Source organism: uncultured Paraglaciecola sp. (assembly GCF_963977085.1).
Taxonomy (GTDB): domain Bacteria; phylum Pseudomonadota; class Gammaproteobacteria; order Enterobacterales; family Alteromonadaceae; genus Paraglaciecola.
In genome coordinates, this window is sequence record NZ_CAXBNC010000020.1 from 1 (window position 1) to 22,268 (window position 22,268).

The window sequence follows — 22,268 nt, forward strand, 5'->3', positions numbered from 1 at the left end:
CAGAAATAACACCTAGTGATTCAAGTGATCAGTTCTTAAACGATCAGTATTACGCAAAGGCGGGAACCTCCATCAACATCTGAGAAATCGATAAAGAGCCTTGTTTTCAACTTCTTAAAAAATGAGTAAAAATATAACTTTATTGTGTTTTCTTTAAAACATTTCAATTGAGTTTACGGTCGCTATTAGTAGGTTCCCGCTTTCGCGAAAATGACGTGTAATAGCTTGTAAATCCTTACCTTCTGCAATCTGTAATAAATGCTAACTCGGCAAGCAAGCCATGACTGTCGGTAAATGGCACATCTGAGTAGTTCGGATTTGGGCGATAAGCAGAGACTAGTAATAATAAAAAGCAAAAGACTAAAGCTTCTCACCACAGAGTACACCGGGCGCCGAGCGTCGGGTGCCGAGCGTCGGGCGCTTCGCTGCACAGAGAAAAGCGATTAAAGACCCTAAATATCTTTTCCTCTGTGCTCTCTGTGCTCTCTGTGCGCGGCACCCGGTGCCCTCCGAGGTTCAATATTTTTGCTTCAAACCACCACGGAAATGACAGGTATTGGCACAAAGCACTAATTCCGGATTCATAGCTCTGTAACCGCTTTGGCACATTTTATCTACAAAAATTAGGGAGTGTGTTTCTTGAATTACTCAAACTTTCAAGAAATGCTATATAGATATTAAGGTTTGAATTTTTGTGTAACACCTTTGAGTTTTATGCCCTAACGGGCACTAGCACGGATGATGTCGCGAAGCGTGCTTATGCTCTTCCGAAATAACGCCTATATAAAATAGAGACCGAAAGTTTCCCTTGGTAATTATCGATTACGATACAACCCCTTGGTAATCACACGATTTCATATGTTTATTTTTCTCAGTGTGCTCTTAGTAGTGATGCGCTCAGTGGTGTATAACCCTTAGTCTTTAACTATCTACTATCTACTATCTACTTGTTTCTGCCTTTCGGCTTTTATCTAACTACTCGTTTCTATTCACTTTCTACTGAAAATTATTTTTCAAAAAAAACTAAAGTTACTGTTGTAAGCGTCGATAACGTTAGTTGAGGGGTGATCTAATTGATTACTTTTAGTCTCGTTTAGCAGTAGAGGTGCTACTAAACGAGTTAAGTGAGGTGATGGTCAAGAAGAGGTTTTTGACCATCAAAATTGAGGCAAACTTACTGGTACAAACACGTTATCGGCGTGCGGTGAGTTTTCAGGAGGTTTTTATGGGTTTATTTGTTAACACAAATGTTTCGTCTTTGAATGCTCAGCGACAACTGTTTAGTTCTGGGCAATCTTTGAATACATCTTTCGAAAGATTGTCTTCAGGTTTTAGAATTAATCGTGCTGCTGATGATGCCGCGGGTTTGCAGATTTCAGATCGGTTAACTACGCAAGTTCAAGGTTTGAATCAAGCTGTTCGAAATGCCAATGATGCAATTTCACTCACGCAGACTGCAGAAGGCGCATTGGGTGAAGTCACTACTTCACTACAACGTATTCGTGTATTGGCGGTGCAATCTCAAAATGGTATCAACTCGTCTGCTGATCGTGCGGCGTTACAAAAAGAAGTCACGGCACTGAAGAATGAAATCAGCCGAATCGCGTCTGATACTCAGTTTGCAGATACGGATCTATTAACAGGAAGTTTTTCGTCTACTTTCTTAGTCGGAGCGAATGGAGGGCAAAATATTGCCGTTTCTCTTGAGCGCTCGGGCGGTTATGGTGCTTCAGGTTTAAGCCTAGCTGATACCACTGTAGCCACTACCGCAGGAGCGTCGGGTGCGCTTGCAGCAATAGATGATGCAATTTCTGCTATAGGTGGTGCCCGAGCCGACTTAGGTGCGTTACAAAACCGTTTTCAGTCAACTATTCGAAACTTAAGTAATATATCTGAGAACATTGCGGGCGCTCGTTCTCGAATTCGTGATACTGACTTTGCTGAAGAAACAGCGGAATTAACTAGAAATCAGATAATTCAACAAGCATCTTTGTCAGTATTAAGCCAAGCCAACCAAAGACCGCAAGCTGCCTTGTCTTTACTGAGCTAAGCTAAACTAAACTGAATAGGATTAGGAGTCGAAAGGCGCTTTTAATTACGAGTGGTCTTTCGACCTTAATATGAGGTGATTTATGGACATTAATGTATCACAAGTTGGCCAAAATTTTGCTTTGCCTAGAGCTGAGGTTGTGCCAGAAACCGCTCGAGTTGATCTAGCAATAGAGAAAGCTGGGGAGGTAGCACAACAACAAGCTAAAGGTTTATCTGTATCTGCCGACATAGTAGAGACAGAGGAGTCTATCGACGTTAACGCTGAGCAAATAGCAACGGCTGTGACACAGCTAAGCGAATTTTTGCAAACCAGTAATAGGCAGCTTAATTTTTCGGTAGACGAAGGAAGTAATAAACAAGTTGTAAAGGTGACTGATGCTGAGTCTGGAAAAATTATTCGGCAAATTCCAACTGAAGAGGTCTTAAAACTTTCAGAACGTTTGCAGGACTTGCAAACAGAAGTTGGTACAGCAGTTGGTTTACTTTTTAATAAACAGGTTTAATATTCAGTTTTTGAAGTAAAAGTATCTCCTACAAATTTTTGTTGGAATAGAGGTGGTGTATGTCAATTCAGTCATTAGGTGTAGGTTCAGGTTTAGATCTCGAAAGTCTTGTGACTCAATTACTTGAGGCTGAAAGTGTACCTAAAACTGAAGCTTTAGATGCAAGAGAAGAAAGTGTCGAAGCGGAAATATCCGGTCTTGGGAAATTAAAGTCTACACTTGAAGACTTTCAAGATACGGTTGATTCTCTGCGCAGCGAAGCTAACCTCAAAGGTCGTGAACCGACTATAAAAAATCCATCATCAGATGTAGAACCTTTTACTGCAGATGCATCTGATAGTGCGTTAGAAGGCGATTACAATATAGCGGTAACACAACTCGCTAGCGGCAGCCGAATTGAAACGGCAGATGCAGTCAGTGGTGGATTCAATAATTCTACAGATTCAGTACTAAGTGCTGGGACTGCCAGTCTTACTTTCAAAATTGATGCAACCAGTGATTCTTTTACAATTAACTTAAATGCCGGCAATACACTGGAAGATTTACGTAATGCTATTAATGCATCTAACGATAATTTTGGTGTCACTGCCAGTATCATCGATACAGGTACAGCCGATGGTGGCGCTAAGTTAGTGTTTACCTCTAGTACCACTGGTATAGGCAATGATTTAGTTATTGTTAATGATAATGACGTGGCAGAGCTGGATCTTGTATCAACCACTAATTCTACTGAGGCCGCTACTTATTTGACACCCGTCACCTCAGCGCAAAATGCTAAAGCCACTATCGACGGTATTAAAGTCGAGAGTGACAGCAACGAGTTTGAAAATGTAATAGAGAATGTCAGTTTCGATGTATCTGAATTGTCAGAATTAAACGCTGATGGCGTAACCTTCAAAACCTCTAAACTGAGCATTGGTTTTGATAAAGAAGCGGTCGAAGAAACTATCAGAGAATTTGTGACTAACTTTAATGCGTTGCAAGCAGAAATCAAGCTGCTCACAAAATACGGTGAATCTGATTTAGAAGACGATGGAGCATTAGCCGGAGATTCTTTAGTTAGAGGCATACAGAATGGCATTAGCAATATTATCTTTTCTTCTGTTAACTCTTCGGCATTAGGTGGATTGTTTCAAATTGGTATCGAACTTAATGATGATAATGAGTTAGAAATAAGCTCTTCTGATAGAATCGGCTTAGGCAGTGGTGACGACCGTTTACAAGATGCTTTAGATGATAATTTTGATAACATTGCTGCTTTGTTTACCGATGAAGAAAATGGTATTGCGGTTCGTCTCTACGATTACTTAGAAGAATATACCAGTTACAGTGGTTTACTTAAATCTCGTGAAGATACTGCTAAGGATCAGCGTGAACAAATCTATGACGAGAGATTGACCTTAGAATTAAGACTCGCAAGTACCGAACAAATACTGCGTGCTAAATATTTGAATCTTGACCAAACAGTTGCATCACTCAATTCAACTAGCTCGGCTATGTTAGCGACCTTAGGTTAATTGCAATGCAAATGAGTAGTCAAAAACACGGAAAATCAAGATGGCGTTAAAAGGTATCAATGCCTATAAAAAAGGCAATCTTAAACAAGATGTGAGTCAAGCGGATCCCCACAAGTTAACTTTGATGTTAATGCAAGGTGCACTAGACAAGCTTGCCTATACCAAAGGTTGCATTGAGCGAAAAGATTATGCCGGTAAATCAGAGCATATTTCTCGAGCGACAGCTATATTAATGAACTTGCGTGAAACCCTTGACTTGGAATCAGGTGGAGAGGTTGCTGGCAATTTATATGCACTCTATGATTATATGGTGCAACGACTTATTGACGCTAATGTACAGAATAGCTTGAAGATTGTTGATGAAGTGATTACTCTGTTTTTACCCATTAAAGCAGCCTGGTCGCAAATTCCTGAGTCAGCAAAACAAGAGGCTTACGAAATGCAAAGGCAAAAACGTCAAGCAACGGTTTGAAAAAATTAACTCTCAATCATTCTTATACCCCTGCACCCTTAAAAAGTATTAATCAGCGCCTATCCGAGCTTACTACTGAAAATGATCCTGATGAGTCTATTTTTTTAAAACTCGCGATTGAGCGAGATGAATTTATCCAGAATTACATTAAAACCCTCTCTGATGATGAAAGAAATCATTTTGTTACTGCAGAATTGCAGGTAAATGGCGCGTTAGTTGCTTATGCTGAAGGATTATTTAAAGAGTCACTAAAACAACTAAGTGGTTTGATACGTGGCCGTAAAGCGGTAAAAAAATATCGATGACTATCAAAAATTTCAACGAATTAAATCAACTGGGTGAGACATCAAAAAACGATGGAATTTATCCAAGCAAAATGATGCTAAGGGCTGCTTATGTTTAATGACAAATCTATTTTAATCACAGGCGGAACAGGATCATTTGGTAAGCGTTTCTCTGCGTACTTAACAAAACATTATTCTCCTAAAAAAGTCATTATCTACTCACGAGATGAGTTGAAACAATTTGAAATGCAGCAACATTTTAACGCACCTTGTATGCGTTATTTTATTGGTGATGTGCGTGACAAAGAACGTTTAATATCTGCGATGCGCGATGTCGATTACGTTGTACACGCTGCGGCATTGAAGCAAGTGCCAGCTGCAGAATACAACCCAAATGAGTGTATCAAAACAAATATTTATGGTGCACAGAATGTCATTGATGCTGCTATTGATGCTGATGTGAGTCGTGTAATAGCGCTGTCTACCGACAAAGCTGCCAATCCGGTTAACCTTTACGGTGCCACTAAACTGGCGTCAGATAAATTATTTGTTGCAGCGAACAATATTTCCGGTGCAAAAGGTCCTAGATTTGCGGTGGTGAGATATGGAAATGTAGTTGGCTCAAGGGGATCTGTGGTGCCTTTTTTTCACCAGCTATTAAAAGATGGAGTTAGCAAGTTACCTGTCACCCATGAAGAAATGACACGGTTTTGGATCACCTTAGATGAAGGCGTGGAATTTGTAGTACAAAACTTTCAGCGAATGCAAGGTGGAGAGATATTTGTACCTAAGATCCCTTCTGTGCGTATCTTAGACTTAGTTGAGTCTATTAGTGGTAATAGAGATTATGAGGTTGTGGGTATACGTCCCGGTGAAAAGTTACATGAAGTGATGGTGCCGGAAGAAATGGCACATCATTCACTGGAGTTTCAAGATCATTATGTGATTACGCCAGCCATTAAATTTTTTGATAAAACAGTTAATTACCTTAAGAATAAATTAGGTGAAACCGGTAAACCTGTAATAGATAAATTTGAATATCACTCTGGTACTAACCCCCATTTTTTGAGTGTACAAGAGCTAAAAACGCTCGATAAAGAAACACTGTATTAGGGCCATTAATTGATGATCCCTTATGGTAAACATCTTGTCGATGAACAAGATATAAATGCAGTGGTAGATGTATTACGAAACCAGCATTTAACTCAAGGCACAATGGTGCCTCAATTTGAGCAGGCCTTATGTGACTATACTGGGGCGAATTATTGTGTTGCCGTTAACAGTGCAACCTCTGGTTTGCATGTGGCGTGTTTAGCCGCAGGCGTTGGTGCAGGAGATTGTGTGTGGACAGTTCCTAATTCTTTTGTGGCATCGGCAAATTGTGCCCTTTACTGCGGTGCCAGTATCGATTTTGTGGATATAGATCCTGTTACACGCAATATTGATGTAGGTGCATTAGAAACAAAATTAATGGATGCAGCAAAGCGGAATTGTTTACCTAAAGCGTTAATAGTGGTGCATTTTTCTGGCCTGAGTTGTGATATGCAGAACATTAGTCGTCTGACTCAATTGTACTCTGTCAAATTAATTGAAGATGCTGCTCATGGCTTAGGTGGCAGTTATCAGCAGTCCAAGATTGGTAGTTGTGTCTATTCTGATATGACTGTCTTAAGCTTTCATCCTGTTAAGTCCATAACCAGTGCCGAAGGTGGCGCTGTGTTAACGAATCAAAACCAGTATTATAAAAAACTACAATTATTTGCTAAACATGGTGTGACTAAAGACCCAACACAGTTTAAAGGAGACAGTCATGGACCTTGGTATTATCAGCAACTTGAACTGGGTTACAATTATCGGCTGAGCGATATGCAGGCTGCATTGGGTGTATCGCAATTAAAGAAACTAGATCTCTTTATTCAAAGGCGAACTGAAATTGCTAAGCTTTACGATAAAGCGCTTGCTGAATTACCATTGAAACTCCCCCTTGTAGAACTTGATACCCGCAGTGCTTGGCACCTCTATATGGTCGAACTTACCCATCACGATCGCCAAGATATTTATCAGCAACTTCATGCTAAAGGGGTGGCGGTTAATGTGCACTATATTCCTATTCATTTGCATCCCTATTATCAGCACCTTGGTTTTAAACTGGGAGATTTTCCTGCAGCTGAAAATTTTTACAATCACGCTTTGACTTTGCCACTTTTCCCCAGCCTAACTCATGCACAGCAAAATACTGTGATTACAGTTTTACACGAGGTTTTACAATGAACCTCGCTATTATTCCAGCTCGCGGCGGCAGTAAACGTATTCCCGGTAAGAACAGCAAACTATTTGTTGGCAAGCCTCTGATTGCCTATTCGATTCAAGCGGCCATTGACAGTGGTGAGTTTGATAAAATCATTGTGTCTACAGATAGCCCAGAACTGGCAGAATTAGCTAAAAGTTATGGTGCTGATGTACCTTTTATGCGACCCGAGGCTTTGTCAGGTGACTATGTGGGCACAGGGCCTGTCACTAAACATGCAATCGAATATTGTCAACAGCACTTTTTCGAGCCCACTTTTTGTTGTTGTATTTATGCAACAGCGCCATTTTTAGAGGGACGATTTTTATCTCAAGGTTTACATGCCCTAGAAGCGGATGAACATAAAAACTTTGCATTTTCAGCCACCAGTTTTGCATTTCCTGTGCAACGGGCGTTAAAGAGGGTCAAGAACGGAGTTGCGCCAATGTATCCAGAATATATTGGTAAGCGCTCTCAAGATTTAGAAGAAGCCTATCATGACGCAGGGCAATTTTATTGGGGCCGTCCTGCAGCATACCTACAAAACAAACCTATGTTTAGTGAGCAAAGTATTGCCATTATTCTACCTCGTCACTTAGTGCAGGATATCGATACGCCAGAAGACTGGCAGCGTGCAGAACTCATGTATCAAGCTTACATTCAGGGGCAAAAAAGTGAATGAGTTATTAGAGTCAAATTCTGAAAAAATTCTGTTTATCAGGATGTTAAGTTCGGCAGATGTAGGTGCTATTGGACTTCCTGTGTTACGTTATTTTCAAAAACAAAACCCCAATGCAGAACTACACTTTTTGACCTTTGGTGATGGCGCTGAGTTAATTAAATTGGGCGAACCTAGGGTATGTGTTCACCAGGTTACTCAGCAGCAGTGGCCAGATGATTTCTTCCTAGCGATGGAATCATTTTTAGGACTTGCAGAGCAGATTATTGGCGAAAATTACAGTCAAATTGTTAATTTAGATACTACTTTTATGCCCTGCTTTTTAGCACGTTTTCTGGCAGATGCCGGGGAGCCAGTTAGCGGTAATTATTTAAATATGTCGGTTGAGACATTATTACAACAAGTCCAAGACCAAAGTTTACAAGCTGATTACGTTAATTCGACACAGGCGTTTATGGCGAGTTCATTTACTAATATGCATAAATGGTTTGGTCGTTGGTGGCAATATGATGCAGCAGGTGAGGGCGGTTACCCAGAGTTTTATCTCACTAAATGTTGTGGATTAGTGGTTGATAAATTAGATCAGGCAATTAATGCTGGCATTGATAAACGACTGGCTAAAAAGGCTAAATCAAATAAAGTAATTGGTTTGTGTCTTAACCAATCTGATGATGGTTATCTTTATCCTTTTACAAGTCGTTTAAAAAAGTTGCTCGAGCAAAAAGGTTTTGTTGTTTGGACTGACTCTGATGCAAACAAAGACATACGCTCACTTTTAAAAATGCTTGCTGCCAGTGACTTAATGGTATGTAAACCAAGTGGCAATCGTTGGTATGCACAAGCGGTGGATTGTCCAACCTTATTGATCAGTGGAGCTGGTGAGCCTGCTTTATTAATGCCTGAATTTGCCACTGATCCCGTTGTACCCTGTTTGAAACACAGCGCCAATTCGAACATCAGTGATGCTTTAGAGTGTAACTGCGATAAGCCAGAAGATTTAGTAGAAAGCATAGAGTCGATATTTGCCCACTTCGCGGAGCAGGCCAATGGGTGAGATTAAAATTGGCCAACACATTATAGGTGCAGCTTTTCCCCCATTTATTATCGCTGAGCTAAGTGGTAATCATAATCAACAATTAGAGCTTGCCATACAAATGGTTGAAGCCGCCGCCAAAGCCGGCGCCCATGCAATCAAATTACAAACCTTTACCGCTGATAGCATGACACTAGATGTTGATAATGAGCACTTTGTGATCCAAGAAAAAGACAGCCTATGGCAAGGTCAATCCTTGCATGCTTTGTATCAAAAAGCCGCTACGCCTTACGAATGGCATCAACCTCTTTTTAATAAAGCCAAGTCTTTAGGTATGTTGGCTTTTAGCTCACCTTTTGATGAACAGGCTGTGGATTTTCTTGATGAGTTAGACGTGCCTTGTTTTAAAATTGCTTCCTTTGAATTAACCGATATTCCGCTTATTCGCAAAGCCGCGAGTAAAAATAAACCTTTGATCATGTCAACCGGTATGGCCAGTTTGAGTGAAATTGAACAAGCAGTAAACACCGCTAGAAATGTAGGATGTGACGACATTATCTTGCTAAAATGCACTAGCACCTATCCTGCCGAGCCAACCCAATCAAATATCTTAACTATCCCGCACTTACGCGATGCTTTTGGTTGCCAAGTGGGCTTGTCTGATCATACTGCAGGTGTAGGTGTTTCTGTAGCCGCTGTGGCGCTGGGCGCCACTGTGATAGAAAAACATTTTGTATTAGACAGACAAGCTGGTGGAGTGGATGCGGCTTTTTCTTTAGAGCCAGATGAACTGGCGTCTTTGGTGATGGAAACAAAACGCGCCCATCAAGCCTTAGGCCAAGTCACGTATGGTGGCACCCAAGCGGAAGAGAAATCTAAGCAATATCGCCGTTCTATTTATGTCAGTGAAGATATACTACAAGGGCAAAGATTAAGCGTAGAAAATCTTCGCATAGTGCGCCCAGCTTATGGCTTAGCCCCGAAAAACTGGGACAAAGTGTTGGGCAAAGTAGCTAAACAAAATTTAGCAAAAGGCACGCCTCTAGATTGGTCAATGTTCGAGTGACATGTTAATGCGCGTGGCTTTTCGAGTTGAAGGTAATCCCAATATTGGTTTAGGCCACTTAATGCGCTGTATGGCCTTAGCGCAAGGGTTAGTTAACAGTGGACATCACGTATTTTTTTTTATGTCCGACGCGTCACAGCAATTTTGTCGCCAGCGCACAGATTGGTTAGGCGATATTATCCCCCTTGCCGAATTAGATAAAAAAGCTGAGCCAGAATGGCTAGTTAATCAATGTGGCAGTTTACAGGCTGACTGGTTAGTGCTTGATGGTTATCAATTTGATCAAGCATACCGGCATTCATTACAATCGATTAAATTTAAACTGGCGGTGTTTGACGATATTAATAATAGTGGTGCACTGTATGCGGATTTGGTCATCAACGGCGCGCCAAATACGGCTTTGCTTGATTACCAGTCAACTGCACCTAATGCCTTACTGGCCCTAGGTCAAGACTATCAAGTACTAAGACAGGAATTCCTGCAAGTTAATAACAATGATTGGGCAGAGCGTGAAAACTTAACCCTAACGTTTGGTGGCAGTGATCCTAAAAACCTGACCATAAAGTTATTAAACGCCTTACAAAAACTTAGCCTATCTATGCCAATAACGGTTATTACTGGGGCCGCTTATCCGAGTTTGTTAGAGTTAAAAAACGTCATCAAAAATAGTGATTTAGATATTAATCATCTACATGACTGTCAAAATATGGCGCAACTATTAGAAAATACTAAATTAGCCATCTCGGCAGCAGGGGGCAGCCAGTTTGAGTTGCGCGCCTGTGCGGTGCCAGCCATATTAGTAGTGGTAGCTGATAATCAATTACTTGCCAGCCAAGAAGCAGCTAAGCAAGGTTGGTGTCAGTTAGCCAATCATGAACAAGTAAATGCCGACGAATTAGCCCAACAGTGTTTATCTTTGTGGCAACAACCTGACTTATTGCACAGTATGCATAAAATGGCAGGATTGTTTCCTGTGGTGGATGGTGCAAAAAATATCGTCAAGTTGATGTCAGAAAACACACTAGTGGGTGAGGATAAAGCATGAACACTTCGATCCCAACACATAGCTTTCAACCTTTGATGCAAGAACAATTAGCGCTTGTTTGGCAATGGCGCAACAGTGAAAGGATCAAACAAAATATGCATAGTGATTCACCGGTGAAATGGGATGAGCATTGTGCTTGGTTTGAAAAACTGCAAATGGATAGCAGTCGCCATTTCTTTGTTTTTTTACAAAATCAGCGCCCAATTGGGGTATTAAATTTTTCTGATATGCACACAGCCACACCAGAATGGGGCTGTTATTTGGGTGAAACCAATGTGTGGCCAGGCAGTGGTATTATATTAGAATTAGCCGCGTTAGATTTTACCGCCAGTCATAGCCAGTTTAGTCATTTATTGGCCCAAGTATTGTCCTTTAATCAGGCCGCCAATAAAATGCATAAAGTGTTTGAATATGAACAAGTTAGTAGTAAAAAAGGTGGCCAACGTAACGGCCTAGATTACGATATACTTCATTACAGTTATGAACTTAAACTGTGGCCACAAAAGCGTGACCAAATACTTAAAAAGTTGCCAAAAAATATCGCGTTGGCTGCGTCTCAAATCGAATTTTTAGGAACAGGATCAAAGTGAACTTAGAACAACAAATTAAACAAGCCATGCAGCAAGTTGCAGAGCTTAGTGACTGCACCTTAGTTGAACCAATTGAGCCTAACACTTTGTTGCTTGAGTGTGGCTTAGACTCTCTGGGTTATGCCATGTTGGTGGCTCAGCTTGAAGAAGACTTAGGCTTTGACCCTTTTACAGAATTACACATTGAGACTTATCCCAGTATCTTTGCTGAGTTTTTAGCGATTTATCAGCAATGTGCGAATAACCAATAATATTATTATGCCAAGCCTGCTAGCGCGATTAAAAAGTCAGCCCCAAACTGGGGTGATAACCTACGCAGGCAAGCGCTGCGCTGTGGCTGGGCTTATGACCCAAGCTGATAAAATCAGGCAGCAGCATCGGCAATTAGCGCATCAGCCCATTGCCTTAAACTTCACAAATTTGGCTGAATTTATCTCAGCCATTATCGCCTTTGATGGTTGGTGTTCCGCACTTTATTTATGCCCTCCCAATGTGTCGATAGCACAAATTGAATTGATACAATGGCCGCTTGAAAGTGACCTTAGCGACCAAAGCACTGCTAAAGAAAACAACACTGTCTCAACTAATCAGCAGACTGCTTGGTATCTGGCCACATCAGGTACCACGGGCCAACCTAAATGGTATTCCCACACTTTTGCGTCTTTAACTGCCAGCAGCAAATACAGTGAACAACTACAGAGCTTAAACTGGGCATTGTTGTATCAGCCATTTCGTTACGCTGGACTACAAGTGTTGTTGCAAACTTTGTTAAGTGGCGCTGATCTCGTGGATGCCACTGAGCATGAACCTTTGGCGCAGCTAGCAATATTAAAAAAGGCTAAGGTAACCGCCATATCGGCCACCCCTAGCTTATGGCGACAATTATTAATGACAGGGCAGTTGGGTGATTTAAAGCTCAGATATATGACCTTAGGCGGCGAAATTGCCGATCAAAGTGTATTGGATAAGTTAAAAGGGTTATTTCCCAAGGCAAAATTACGCCATATTTACGCATCAACCGAAGCGGGAGTAGGGCTGGTGGTCAGTGATGGACTGGCCGGTTTTCCTGCTAAATGGCTAGGTGACCACTCACAGTCTGTAGGCTTAAAAGTATCAGATAAGCAACATTTGCTGGTAAAACCTAAATTTAACCTTTGCCAAAACTTAACAGCTCAAACCGATAGCCAAGGTTACCTGGACACCCAAGATAAAGTGGCAATCAAAGATGACAGAGTACTATTTCTAGGGCGCGCAACAGGCACTATTAATGTAGGTGGCAATAAAGTGCACCCCGAAAAAGTCGAACAAGTGTTATTACAATGTGCCCATATCAGCCAAGTCAGGGTGTATCCTAAAACGAGTGCTTTGATGGGGGCATTGGTGGTGGCAGATGTGACAGTTAAAACTGAAGCTGATCAACAAGAGGTTAAGCGAGAGCTGCTTCAATTAGCTAAAAATCAATTGCAACGCTTTGAAATACCTACCAAAATCAATATAGTGGATAAGATCGAACATGATCCCAGTGGCAAATTAAATAGAAAGTGACACAGGAAGCGATTAGATGACTGATTACGTCATAATAACAGGCGCCAGCAAAGGCTTAGGCCTCGCCATTTGCCAACAAGCAGCAGAGCAAGGCTACGGCGTGATTGGGATCGCCAGAGCGCTTTCTGAGCCACTTAAGGCATTACAACAAAACTACCCTGAACTGGTGCACTTTTATGCTGCGGATTTAGCCGACTTAGATAATTTGTCACAGCTGTGTAAACAACTCATTAAAGAGTACGGCCGGCCTTACGCCTTAGTCAACAACGCCGCTGCAGGCCATGATGGCGTGTTAGCCACTATGCCAAATTCGTCCATTGAGCATTTAATGCGACTAAATGTGCAAGCACCGATTTTACTCAGTAAATATTTAGTGCGTTCCATGCTGCTAAACCGCAAAGGCCGGATCATCAATATCTCTTCTATTATCGCCAAAACAGGGTTTAATGGCCTAAGTGTCTACGCTGCCAGCAAAGCCGCGTTAGAAGGTTTTAGCCACTCTTTGGCACGGGAAGTAGGCAAAGCAGGGATCACGGTCAATTGTGTCGCCCCAGGCTATATGCAGACCGACATGACCAACAGTTTACAGGGCGATAAACTAGAAAGTGTAAAACGCCGAAGTCCGCTAGGTAAACTAGCCACAGTAGATGATGCGGCAGCCATGGTGGTGTATTTACTAAGTGATAAAGCGTCGGCCATTACTGGTACTGTGATGACTGTAGATGCGGGCAGTACCGCTTAAGCACATTGGCTCAAGCAATAGGTGAAAGAGCCGATAAATAAAGGCCTGTGCTTGGCATATATTGAGGACATATGAAACTATCTGTATTAGTGCCTGCTTATAATTTGCAGGATTACATCGCCCCTTGTTTATTATCAGTGTTACAGCAAAGCACTGATTTTGATTTTGAAGTGATTGTGTGTGATGACGCCTCAACAGACAACACAGCAACAAAAATTGCTGAATTAGCTTTGTTGTATCCTCATAAACTGCGACCAATTTACAAACAAAAAAACGCTGGGTTGGCCGCAAATATGCTAACTTTGCTTAACGCCGCTACTGGACAATACATTGCATATCTGGATGGCGACGATATTGCTTTGCCCACTAAGTTACAAAAACAAGTAGATCATCTAGATCAACATCAAGATTGTCAGATGGTGTATCACGAGTCTGATATGTTTGATTCGCTGACCGATAACACCATCAAGTTATATTCTAAAGAGTTTTATAACTGGTCACATATTCCATTGCGCTCAAATATCGAACATATGATCCGATACGGCACCTATATGCAAGCCAGCAGTGTGATGTTTAGAAACCATAAAAATCTGCAAAAAACCGTATCACCAGAGTGTAAAATCATCTTCGATTATGCGTTTTATATTAATAATGCAGGATATTTAGCCGCGAATATTGATTTTATTCCCGAAGTCTTAGGGCGCTATCGTATTCACGAAAACAGTTTTGGTCAGCAAACTAGCCGCAGCTATTCAAGGCGCGAACAGTCATTGAGGGATATTGAAATAGCCTGCATGCAGGCTGCCCAGTTTGGTGTGAGTCAAACAATCATAGATGCAGGCATTGCCCACCATCGTTTTGCAGCTGCGCTATACTTTTTGGCGAGAGGCGCGCATGAACTGTTTATTCAATACATTGAAATGGCCTCGAGTAAGCAATGTTTCTTTAACTCCAAGCACCAAGCCGTATACGAGAATAGACATGATCCAGCTCAGCTAAAACAACTGTTAAGTGCAGCGGCTTAAATGTGTGAATTTGATGTCATAGTAGTAGGTGCTGGTTTTTCCGGAGCAGTGATGGCAGAGCGTTTCGCTTCTCAGCAAGATAAGAAGGTTTTAGTGCTTGAACAAAGGCCTCATATTGCGGGTAATTGTTATGACTATAGCCATGAATCAGGTATTACTGTGCATCATTACGGCCCACATTTGTTTCACACCAGTAAAGAACATGTGTGGCAATATTTAAGTCAGTTTACCAAGTGGACGCCCTACGAGCATAAAGTGTTAGGATCTATTGATGGTAAACTGGTACCCATCCCCTTTAATCTGAATACCCTGTATCAACTTTATCCCGTTGCGCAAGCACAGGAAATCGAAACCTTATTGATTGAACAATATGGTGCCGGGGGCAAAGTGCCTATTCTTGAACTGAGAAAAAGTCAATTTGCGACGCTGCAACAATTAGCAGAGTTGGTCTATGAAAAGTTTTTTGTGAATTACACCACTAAGCAGTGGGGCTGTTCTCCTGAAGATATTTCACCGGAGGTTACCGCTAGGGTACCCATAGTTGTCTCTAGAGATGACCGCTATTTTCACGATAAATATCAAGCCATACCTAGCCAAGGCTATACCCAACTGATAGGCAATATTTTAAAACATGACAATATTGAGGTGCGCCTGAATACCGACGCTTGCAGTTTGCTTGCTTTAAACAATAAAAATAAAACCGTTATATTTGACGAGCATGAGTTTACCGGTACATTAGTATTTACTGGTATGTTAGATCAGTTATTTGATTATTCTGAAGGCGAATTGCCTTACCGCTCACTACAATTTGATTTTCAAACTTTAGATACCAAAGAGTTTCAACCTAATACAACGGTTAATTACCCTAACGAACACGCCTATACACGGATCACGGAGTTTAAACATATTCTGCAGCAAACCTCAGATAAAACTGTGATTGTAAAAGAATATCCACAGGATTATGACCGCCATGATCCCACGAAGAATGTACCTTATTACCCGATTTTTAATGATAAAAACCATCGGCGATTCGATGCTTATAAAATGCGTCTCAACGGTTTCGATAATGTGATCAGTGTTGGGCGTTTAGCAGATTACAAATATTACAATATGGATGATGCTGTAGGGAAAGTATTAGAGGTGTTTTCCAGCTTGGCTGATTAGTTTGTAATCAAAGTGGGTATGACATAATTTTGTTGAATTTAAGCTTTATGTAAAAACGGCCGATAATAAATTAACAGAGTTGTTTTAGCAGTGATTTAATTGTCTGTAAGTGGGATTTCTATTAGTACTCAATTAAGAAATCATTCACTATATAGGTAAAAATTATATATAGGCTTCAGAGCTTATATTTGGAGATGAGACATGAAAATTTTAGTTTTAGGTGGTGATGGTTTTTGCGGCTGGCCCACCGCTCTTAATTTGTCTGATAAAGGTCATGATGTTGTCATAGTGGATAATTTGTCTAGACGAAAAATAGACGTTGAATTGAGCACGTCATCATTGACACCTATTGAAACGATCGATAATAGGCTTGCAGCATGGAAAGAAATCAGCGGTAAAAAAATTGATTTTGAGTGTCTTGATATTTCAGCTGACTTTGCAGAATTAGTGCAATTATTATTAAAACATCAACCAGACACCATTGTACATTTTGCCGAGCAGCGCGCGGCACCTTATTCGATGAAATCTTCAAGATTGAAAAATTATACAGTTAGAAATAATTTATGTGGAACCCATAATATTTTAAACGCTATTGTTGACAGTGGTCTGGATATACATCTTGTTCATTTGGGAACTATGGGCGTTTATGGCTATGGTACTGCCGGCATGAGTTTGCCTGAAGGTTATTTGCAAATATACGTAAAAGATGAACAAGGTAATCACCTTCCACAAGAAATACTCTATCCAGCCAATCCTGGTTCTATTTATCATATGACTAAGACACAGGATGCCTTGTTCTTTCAATTTTATAACAAGAACGACAAAGTACGGATTACCGACTTGCATCAGGGCATAGTCTGGGGAACTCAAACTGAGCAAACCAGTTTAGACGAAAGGCTTATTAATCGTTTCGATTACGATGGTGATTATGGCACTGTATTAAATCGATTTTTGGTCCAAGCTGCGATGGGCTACCCTATGACAGTTCATGGAACAGGTGGACAAACTAGAGCGTTTATCCATATTAAAGATTCTGTGAAATGTGTCGAATTAGCAATAGATAACCCGCCAGCAATAGGTGAAAAAGTACAAATCTTTAATCAAATGGCAGAGTCTCATTGCTTAATAGACTTGGCTAAAAAGATAGCCAAAGAAACGGGTGCTGAAATAGCGTACGTACCTAATCCTCGTAATGAAGCCCCAGAAAACCAGTTAAGAGTTAAAAATGATAAATTTAAGGCACTTGGCTGGAATCCGAAAACCTTAGATCAAGGTTTGTTGCAAGAAGTTACTGATGTGACTTCAAAATATATGCATCGTTGTGACAAAGACAAAATACCCTGCCAGTCGCTGTGGACGAAAGACTGCAAAGCCGGTGCTCCAAACCCTAAAGTACAACCCAAGCTTAAAAAGGTAGTTTAAAATTGAAACAAAAACTGGGCAACGTTTTAATTACTGGTGGTGCAGGCTTTGTCGGTTCTAATTTGACCAGATTTTTAGTCAAAAATAATTTGGCAGATAAGATAAGCATTTTGGACAATGAGTCAGTGGGCTCGCGTACCGCAGTTAGTGACTTTGATGTTGAGTTTATTTTGGGGGATTTGCGCGATAAAAACGTTGTTATGCAAGCCCTAAAAGGGATTGATGTAGTCATTCACCTGGCCGCTGATACTAGGGTAATCGACTCCATTAAAAACCCACGTTTTAATTTTGAAAATAATGTAGTGGCAACCTTTGAGTTAATGATGTCAATGGTTGAAAGTGGGGTGAGTAAATTGATCAACGCTTCAACCGGAGGTGCGATATTGGGCGAAGTGCCGCCTCCTGTTCATGAGTTGATGGTGCCAAATCCATTATCCCCTTACGGGGCTTCAAAATTGGCGATTGAAGGGTACAGCAGTGCGTTTGCCGAAATATATAATATGAATATCATGAACTTGAGATTTTCAAATGTTTATGGTCCTTTGTCTTTTCACAAGGGAAGTGTTGTTGCTACCTATTTAAAGGCATTGTTGAATCATTCCCCAATTGTGGTATTCGGTGATGGTGAACAGACACGTGATTATATTTACACAGAAGACTTGTGTAAGGGCATTGTACAAGCGATTCAATCTGATTTATCTGGGGTGTTCCAACTTGGTACTGGTGTGGCTACCTCAATCAATCAGCTGATTAATAACATGAAGGCCGTGATAGGCGATCAACTTGCGATAAATGTTGAATATAAGGAAGCTCGTTTGGGCGAAATTATTCATACTCATTGTGATATATCAAAAGCACGACAGGCGTTTGGGTTTAATCCATCTACTCAAGTAAGAGAAGGGATTGGTTATACTTGGGAATGGTTTCAAGGCTAATCTGAAGATGTCGAGTCATACAAAATATACTGTTTTGTTTTTGAGCTAGCTGCATGGTTATACTGTCAATCATTATGCCGGTATTTAATGTTGCCGCCTATTTAGGGGCTGCCATTGACTCGATTAGCAATCAGACTTTCGGCGATTTTGAATTTTTGATCATGGATGATGGTTCTACTGACGATACTCTTCAAATAGCCAATCAAGCTGCAAAACAAGATCCAAGAATAAGAGTCTTCCCAAGAGAAAATAGAAAAGTTGCTGCTTGTCTAAATGAGTTGGTTACTTTGGCTAGGGGAAAATATATAGCACGAATGGACGGTGATGATATTGCTTATCCAACAAGGCTTGAAAAGCAATTGAGCTATCTTCGAAATAATCAAGATGTGGCAGTGGTTGGTTCCTGGGTGCAAACCTTCGGGGAAAAAAACGAAATTTGGCACTTTCGTAGTTCCGATAATTATTCAAGAAATTTGTTGTTTTTTGGTGTCACTATCTTGTGCCATCCTACCTGGATGTTGACCAAATCATTGCTGCTAAAATATCCCTATCTTGATGCTTTCCGATTTATTATTGACAGAGAATGGTTATCTAGGGTGGCCAGTGCTGAGCCTTCACTTAAATTTGTGGCCATTCCAGAGGTATTGTTAGAGTACAGAATGCATGACTCATCCGTTAGTGGCGTGCATCAGCAACAGCAACGCCTAAGGACAAATAATGTTATCGATCTGTATCTTAAAACATTCCATATAAATCTCTCGGCAGATGAGCTGGAGTTATTTAGTAATATTGCATTTGCAGAAGTGATTGAGCCTAACAAGTTAATACAAGCCGGACGAGTTATTGAATTGGTCCAAAAAACTGTTTCAGCATTTCTTGCCGATGACCACAAAGTGTTTCGGGAGAAATGGTTGAGGTTTTGCTGGGCTAATAATGCTTTTTATCTTGCCGATAAATATTTGTCAGATAGTGAATTTGTTTTTTTTATTGAACATAAACACGGATCACACTCTTAATCCTTATGACAATTAAGAAAAAATTTATTGTGTTGGCCTCTGCAAGAACAGGTAGCACAATGTTATGTCGCACGCTCAATGAGCATCCATCCATCACTTGTTATGGTGAACTATTTATTAATAATGAAGAAGTGCCTTGGATGCTTGATAAAACCATACAGCGAGGGTTACCTTCTCTTTATGCTAGCAAAGATGCTCGTGAAAAAGATCCTGTCAGATTTATTAATGATGTTATGACCTATCATCAAGAAACCGATATATTTGGTTTTAAATTAATGATCTCACAAAATGAATCTGTTTTGAGGTGGGTCATTTCTCAACCAGATTGGCAAATTATAAATTTATACAGAAGCAATTTACTCTCAGTGTATGGTGCTACAAAAGTAGCCCGGGCTAGTCGTCAATCACATGTTGAGATTGGTGAAAGAGTGAATCAAATAAAAGTTCATTTTGACGCAACTGAATTTAACAATTTGCTGCAATTTAACCAAACACGTCGCCGCCAAGTAGATCAGATGTTAGTTGAAAAACAACACAATTATTTTCCCTTAGATTATTTGGCTTTATCATCAGAATCCGGCATTGACCAAGTCTTAAACTATTTAGATCCAACACCCAAGAAAGAGTTGACCCCGCAACTCGCAAAGCGACATGATTGGAATGTATTAGATCGATTTGCCAATCCTGAAGTGGTTGAAAAATATTTGATCCAGCATAACTTGTGCGAATGGTTAGTCGAGCAGCCTTTTAAAAACTGAACTTCAGTACACTAATAAAAGAAGTACTTATATGCAAAAAGATACCTTTGAAATAGAAAAATTTCCCGACCTAAGTGAGTTCTCTAATAAAGACTCTGGAGCAAAGTTACGGGTATGTATCGCCACAGAAGAGATCCTAGGGCCGGTTAGAAATGGTGGGATTGCCTCAACTTACTACCATTTGGCTAGAGGGTTAGCATCACAGGGACACGAGGTCACTATTGTCTTGCTCAAAGGTTCAAAAGTACAGCAATACACGCCTGAATATTGGGTTGAACATTACGCAGAATTTGCAGTTAAATTAGTGTATTTGGAATGGCCAAACGAGTCATTTGTGCATGTTTCTCATCCTTGGCAAGGGCGCTGTTTAGCCTTTTATAACTGGTTAAAAAATTATGATTTTGATGTGGTTCATACATCTGAATGGAGGGGAGGCGCTTATTATGCCCTAGCGGCTAAACGATTAGGGCTGGCATTTCAGCGTACCTTGTTTTTAGTAAAAGCGTCATCACCTTTTATCTGGAATCGTCATTATCAAATGCAACCAATTGAAATGCATAATCTTTTTTCAGTTTCATTTTTGGAACAAAAATGTATTGAATGGGCCGATGTGATCATTGGTGGTAGTGCGCATTTATTGAGTTTTATGGATCATATTGGTTATAACATGCCAATTGGCGGAACATATGTTCAGCCTAATATCGTGGACTTTAGTGAATTAAAAATATCCGATAGTCGTAAAAAAAGTCAATATGGTGATCTAGTCAAATCTAAAAAGCTAGTGTTCTTTGGAAGACTTGAAAGCAGGAAAGGTTTAGAAAATTTTTGCCGCGCCTTAGACATTTGTGTCAGAGCGGGTGATTGCCCAGAGCATGTGACTTTTTTGGGTAAACAAGGGGTTTTATCCTCAGAAAAAGACTTTGCACAGCCTATAGATTATATCTTAGCTAAAGCAAAAGATTGGCCTTTTGAAATTGACATTATTACTGATAGAGGCCAACCAGAAGCGCTGACTTATCTTTGTTCCGATGAGTTTATTGCAGTCATGCCATCGTTAATTGAAAACTCTACTATGACAGTTTACGAGGCATTAGTGCACCGTATTCCTTTTATTGCTACTGATGTGGGAGGAACCGCAGAGTTAATTGCCGAAGATTCGAAGCAATATGCCCTAGTCGAGCCTACCGTATCTAGTTTAGTAACAAGACTTAAAGATGTTTTGGACAAGGGGCAATTCATTTCTTACCCTGCTTTCGACAATGGCGAAAATCTGCAGGTTTGGTATAACTTTCATCACTATTTAGCGAAGCAATTTTCCACACAAGCTGATGTGACTTGGCAAAATGCTCTCGTAGCAAAACGTATTAAGGCTCAGGTAAAACATTTATCTTTAGTAGTAGCCAATGAAGGTAGCATATCCAGTGAAAATTGGGCTGTGGCTCAATTTGATAAAGTGATTATCTGCGATCTCACAGGTCAATTAACCACAGGAAAGCAATCTTGGCCAAGTAATTTTGAAGTTTTAGATTGTTATGGAGTACCTAAAGGTGAAGCCTTTAATTTTGCTATAACAGAACATGTAAAAGACGCATTTATTGTAGCCAGTGAACCGCCAAAATGTATTGCAGAAAAAGCCGGCGACATACTTAAAACGGCTTTATCTGAGTCACCCGAGTCCATTTTAACCTCATTTTTTCGAGTGCCTATTGATACCAATAATGAACTTGGAAAACTGGTGACGCCTTTGGGAGGAGACATTGGACATCAAGTTATTGACGACAGAGTTTACGGTGCTGAGTTTATGGCATTGAGGAAAGATTGTTATAAGCGTGTCGGTCAATTCGAAAATTATGATATTGCAGATGGGGTAATACATGAGTTTGTTTCTCGTGCGTTATTAACTGATCTGGATTTTTTTGTCATACCTGAAGTTTTGTTTGAGTCTGTAAAAGGCGCAACTCATAATTTATCAGTAGATAAGTCATATAAGTATTTAAAGGTTAAGGCTGCAATAGATAGTTTGCCTTTACAATTAAAAAAATTGGTACTTTTTGCTGCATCAGAGCAGGGTGCTAAAGCCTTAGTGAATATTGATATTTATAACAAACAAAAAGAGTAGATATATTAAATAAA

Annotated in this window: 22 protein-coding genes; all 22 read left to right on the top strand. The window is 40.4% G+C overall.

Annotated features, from left to right (window positions below; translation table 11 throughout):
* Positions 1–1,225: 1,225 nt before the first annotated feature.
* The 22 genes from AAC000_RS18490 to AAC000_RS18595 all read left to right on the top strand — a co-directional run bounded on the left by AAC000_RS18490 (position 1,226) and on the right by AAC000_RS18595 (position 22,254).
* Positions 1,226–2,050 (top strand): flagellin, encoded by an 825-nt coding sequence (locus AAC000_RS18490; protein ID WP_339724806.1) that lies wholly within the window; start codon positions 1,226–1,228, stop codon positions 2,048–2,050.
* Between the two features lie 82 nt (positions 2,051–2,132).
* Positions 2,133–2,555 carry a flagellar protein FlaG gene (locus tag AAC000_RS18495; protein WP_339724808.1) on the top strand — a complete coding sequence of 141 codons (423 nt, stop codon included), beginning with the start codon at positions 2,133–2,135 and terminating at the stop codon, positions 2,553–2,555.
* 59 nt (positions 2,556–2,614) lie between these two features.
* Positions 2,615–4,072: a flagellar filament capping protein FliD gene (gene fliD / locus AAC000_RS18500; RefSeq protein WP_339724810.1), complete on the top strand. Its 1,458-nt coding sequence runs from the start codon at positions 2,615–2,617 to the stop codon at positions 4,070–4,072.
* Positions 4,073–4,112: 40 nt separating this feature from the next.
* Complete coding sequence (gene fliS, locus AAC000_RS18505; protein WP_339724812.1) at positions 4,113–4,544, top strand: flagellar export chaperone FliS; 432 nt, start codon at positions 4,113–4,115, stop codon at positions 4,542–4,544.
* Positions 4,541–4,849, top strand: coding sequence for a hypothetical protein (locus AAC000_RS18510; RefSeq protein ID WP_339724814.1), 309 nt, complete (start codon positions 4,541–4,543; stop codon positions 4,847–4,849). The genes fliS and AAC000_RS18510 overlap by 4 nt, the downstream gene beginning before the upstream one ends.
* Positions 4,850–4,939: 90 nt before the next feature.
* Positions 4,940–5,941, top strand: a complete 1,002-nt coding sequence (gene pseB, locus AAC000_RS18515) for a UDP-N-acetylglucosamine 4,6-dehydratase (inverting) (protein ID WP_339724816.1) — start codon at positions 4,940–4,942, stop codon at positions 5,939–5,941.
* 12 nt (positions 5,942–5,953) lie between these two features.
* On the top strand, positions 5,954–7,099 hold the full coding sequence (pseC, locus tag AAC000_RS18520; protein WP_339724951.1) for a UDP-4-amino-4,6-dideoxy-N-acetyl-beta-L-altrosamine transaminase: 1,146 nt from the start codon (positions 5,954–5,956) through the stop codon (positions 7,097–7,099).
* Positions 7,096–7,797, top strand: coding sequence for a pseudaminic acid cytidylyltransferase (gene pseF, locus AAC000_RS18525; RefSeq protein ID WP_339724818.1), 702 nt, complete (start codon positions 7,096–7,098; stop codon positions 7,795–7,797). Before pseC ends, pseF begins: the two co-directional genes overlap by 4 nt.
* Positions 7,790–8,848 carry a hypothetical protein gene (locus tag AAC000_RS18530; protein WP_339724820.1) on the top strand — a complete coding sequence of 353 codons (1,059 nt, stop codon included), beginning with the start codon at positions 7,790–7,792 and terminating at the stop codon, positions 8,846–8,848. Before pseF ends, AAC000_RS18530 begins: the two co-directional genes overlap by 8 nt.
* Positions 8,841–9,893, top strand: a complete 1,053-nt coding sequence (gene pseI, locus AAC000_RS18535) for a pseudaminic acid synthase (protein ID WP_339724821.1) — start codon at positions 8,841–8,843, stop codon at positions 9,891–9,893. Before AAC000_RS18530 ends, pseI begins: the two co-directional genes overlap by 8 nt.
* A gap of 7 nt (positions 9,894–9,900) precedes the next feature.
* Positions 9,901–10,938: a UDP-2,4-diacetamido-2,4,6-trideoxy-beta-L-altropyranose hydrolase gene (gene pseG / locus AAC000_RS18540; RefSeq protein ID WP_339724824.1), complete on the top strand. Its 1,038-nt coding sequence runs from the start codon at positions 9,901–9,903 to the stop codon at positions 10,936–10,938.
* A complete protein-coding gene (gene pseH, locus AAC000_RS18545) occupies positions 10,935–11,528 on the top strand; it encodes a UDP-4-amino-4,6-dideoxy-N-acetyl-beta-L-altrosamine N-acetyltransferase (RefSeq protein WP_339724826.1) in 594 nt (197 codons plus the stop codon). Before pseG ends, pseH begins: the two co-directional genes overlap by 4 nt.
* Positions 11,525–11,779, top strand: coding sequence for an acyl carrier protein (locus AAC000_RS18550; RefSeq protein ID WP_339724828.1), 255 nt, complete (start codon positions 11,525–11,527; stop codon positions 11,777–11,779). The genes pseH and AAC000_RS18550 overlap by 4 nt, the downstream gene beginning before the upstream one ends.
* 7 nt (positions 11,780–11,786) lie before the next feature.
* Positions 11,787–13,073: a class I adenylate-forming enzyme family protein gene (locus tag AAC000_RS18555; protein ID WP_339724829.1), complete on the top strand. Its 1,287-nt coding sequence runs from the start codon at positions 11,787–11,789 to the stop codon at positions 13,071–13,073.
* Between the two features lie 16 nt (positions 13,074–13,089).
* Positions 13,090–13,815 (top strand): SDR family oxidoreductase, encoded by a 726-nt coding sequence (locus AAC000_RS18560; RefSeq protein ID WP_339724831.1) that lies wholly within the window; start codon positions 13,090–13,092, stop codon positions 13,813–13,815.
* Between the two features lie 71 nt (positions 13,816–13,886).
* Positions 13,887–14,840 carry a glycosyltransferase gene (locus AAC000_RS18565; RefSeq protein WP_339724833.1) on the top strand — a complete coding sequence of 318 codons (954 nt, stop codon included), beginning with the start codon at positions 13,887–13,889 and terminating at the stop codon, positions 14,838–14,840.
* Entirely contained in the window at positions 14,841–16,004 is a 1,164-nt protein-coding gene (gene glf / locus AAC000_RS18570; RefSeq protein ID WP_339724835.1) for a UDP-galactopyranose mutase, read from the top strand.
* A 201-nt stretch (positions 16,005–16,205) separates the two neighbouring features.
* Positions 16,206–17,426: an NAD-dependent epimerase/dehydratase family protein gene (locus AAC000_RS18575; RefSeq protein ID WP_339724837.1), complete on the top strand. Its 1,221-nt coding sequence runs from the start codon at positions 16,206–16,208 to the stop codon at positions 17,424–17,426.
* 2 nt (positions 17,427–17,428) lie between these two features.
* The gene (locus AAC000_RS18580) at positions 17,429–18,361 is read left to right on the top strand and encodes an NAD-dependent epimerase/dehydratase family protein (protein WP_339724839.1); all 933 of its coding nucleotides are present in this window, start codon (positions 17,429–17,431) and stop codon (positions 18,359–18,361) included.
* A gap of 53 nt (positions 18,362–18,414) precedes the next feature.
* Complete coding sequence (locus tag AAC000_RS18585) at positions 18,415–19,377, top strand: glycosyltransferase family 2 protein (RefSeq protein ID WP_339724841.1); 963 nt, start codon at positions 18,415–18,417, stop codon at positions 19,375–19,377.
* 5 nt (positions 19,378–19,382) lie between these two features.
* Positions 19,383–20,135, top strand: a complete 753-nt coding sequence (locus AAC000_RS18590; protein ID WP_339724842.1) for a Stf0 family sulfotransferase — start codon at positions 19,383–19,385, stop codon at positions 20,133–20,135.
* 31 nt (positions 20,136–20,166) lie between these two features.
* Complete coding sequence (locus tag AAC000_RS18595) at positions 20,167–22,254, top strand: glycosyltransferase family 4 protein (protein ID WP_339724844.1); 2,088 nt, start codon at positions 20,167–20,169, stop codon at positions 22,252–22,254.
* Positions 22,255–22,268 lie beyond the last annotated feature (14 nt).

Bases quoted from the DNA above. Each gene is read 5' to 3' on its own strand.
- AAC000_RS18490 (WP_339724806.1), top strand. From the start codon at position 1,226: ATGGGTTTATTTGTTAACACAAATGTTTCGTCTTTGAATGCTCAGCGA.
- AAC000_RS18495 (WP_339724808.1), top strand. From the start codon at position 2,133: ATGGACATTAATGTATCACAAGTTGGCCAAAATTTTGCTTTGCCTAGA.
- fliD (WP_339724810.1), top strand. From the start codon at position 2,615: ATGTCAATTCAGTCATTAGGTGTAGGTTCAGGTTTAGATCTCGAAAGT.
- fliS (WP_339724812.1), top strand. From the start codon at position 4,113: ATGGCGTTAAAAGGTATCAATGCCTATAAAAAAGGCAATCTTAAACAA.
- pseB (WP_339724816.1), top strand. From the start codon at position 4,940: ATGTTTAATGACAAATCTATTTTAATCACAGGCGGAACAGGATCATTT.
- pseC (WP_339724951.1), top strand. From the start codon at position 5,954: ATGATCCCTTATGGTAAACATCTTGTCGATGAACAAGATATAAATGCA.
- pseF (WP_339724818.1), top strand. From the start codon at position 7,096: ATGAACCTCGCTATTATTCCAGCTCGCGGCGGCAGTAAACGTATTCCC.
- pseI (WP_339724821.1), top strand. From the start codon at position 8,841: ATGGGTGAGATTAAAATTGGCCAACACATTATAGGTGCAGCTTTTCCC.
- pseG (WP_339724824.1), top strand. From the start codon at position 9,901: ATGCGCGTGGCTTTTCGAGTTGAAGGTAATCCCAATATTGGTTTAGGC.
- pseH (WP_339724826.1), top strand. From the start codon at position 10,935: ATGAACACTTCGATCCCAACACATAGCTTTCAACCTTTGATGCAAGAA.
- AAC000_RS18555 (WP_339724829.1), top strand. From the start codon at position 11,787: ATGCCAAGCCTGCTAGCGCGATTAAAAAGTCAGCCCCAAACTGGGGTG.
- AAC000_RS18560 (WP_339724831.1), top strand. From the start codon at position 13,090: ATGACTGATTACGTCATAATAACAGGCGCCAGCAAAGGCTTAGGCCTC.
- AAC000_RS18565 (WP_339724833.1), top strand. From the start codon at position 13,887: ATGAAACTATCTGTATTAGTGCCTGCTTATAATTTGCAGGATTACATC.
- glf (WP_339724835.1), top strand. From the start codon at position 14,841: ATGTGTGAATTTGATGTCATAGTAGTAGGTGCTGGTTTTTCCGGAGCA.
- AAC000_RS18575 (WP_339724837.1), top strand. From the start codon at position 16,206: ATGAAAATTTTAGTTTTAGGTGGTGATGGTTTTTGCGGCTGGCCCACC.
- AAC000_RS18585 (WP_339724841.1), top strand. From the start codon at position 18,415: ATGGTTATACTGTCAATCATTATGCCGGTATTTAATGTTGCCGCCTAT.
- AAC000_RS18590 (WP_339724842.1), top strand. From the start codon at position 19,383: ATGACAATTAAGAAAAAATTTATTGTGTTGGCCTCTGCAAGAACAGGT.
- AAC000_RS18595 (WP_339724844.1), top strand. From the start codon at position 20,167: ATGCAAAAAGATACCTTTGAAATAGAAAAATTTCCCGACCTAAGTGAG.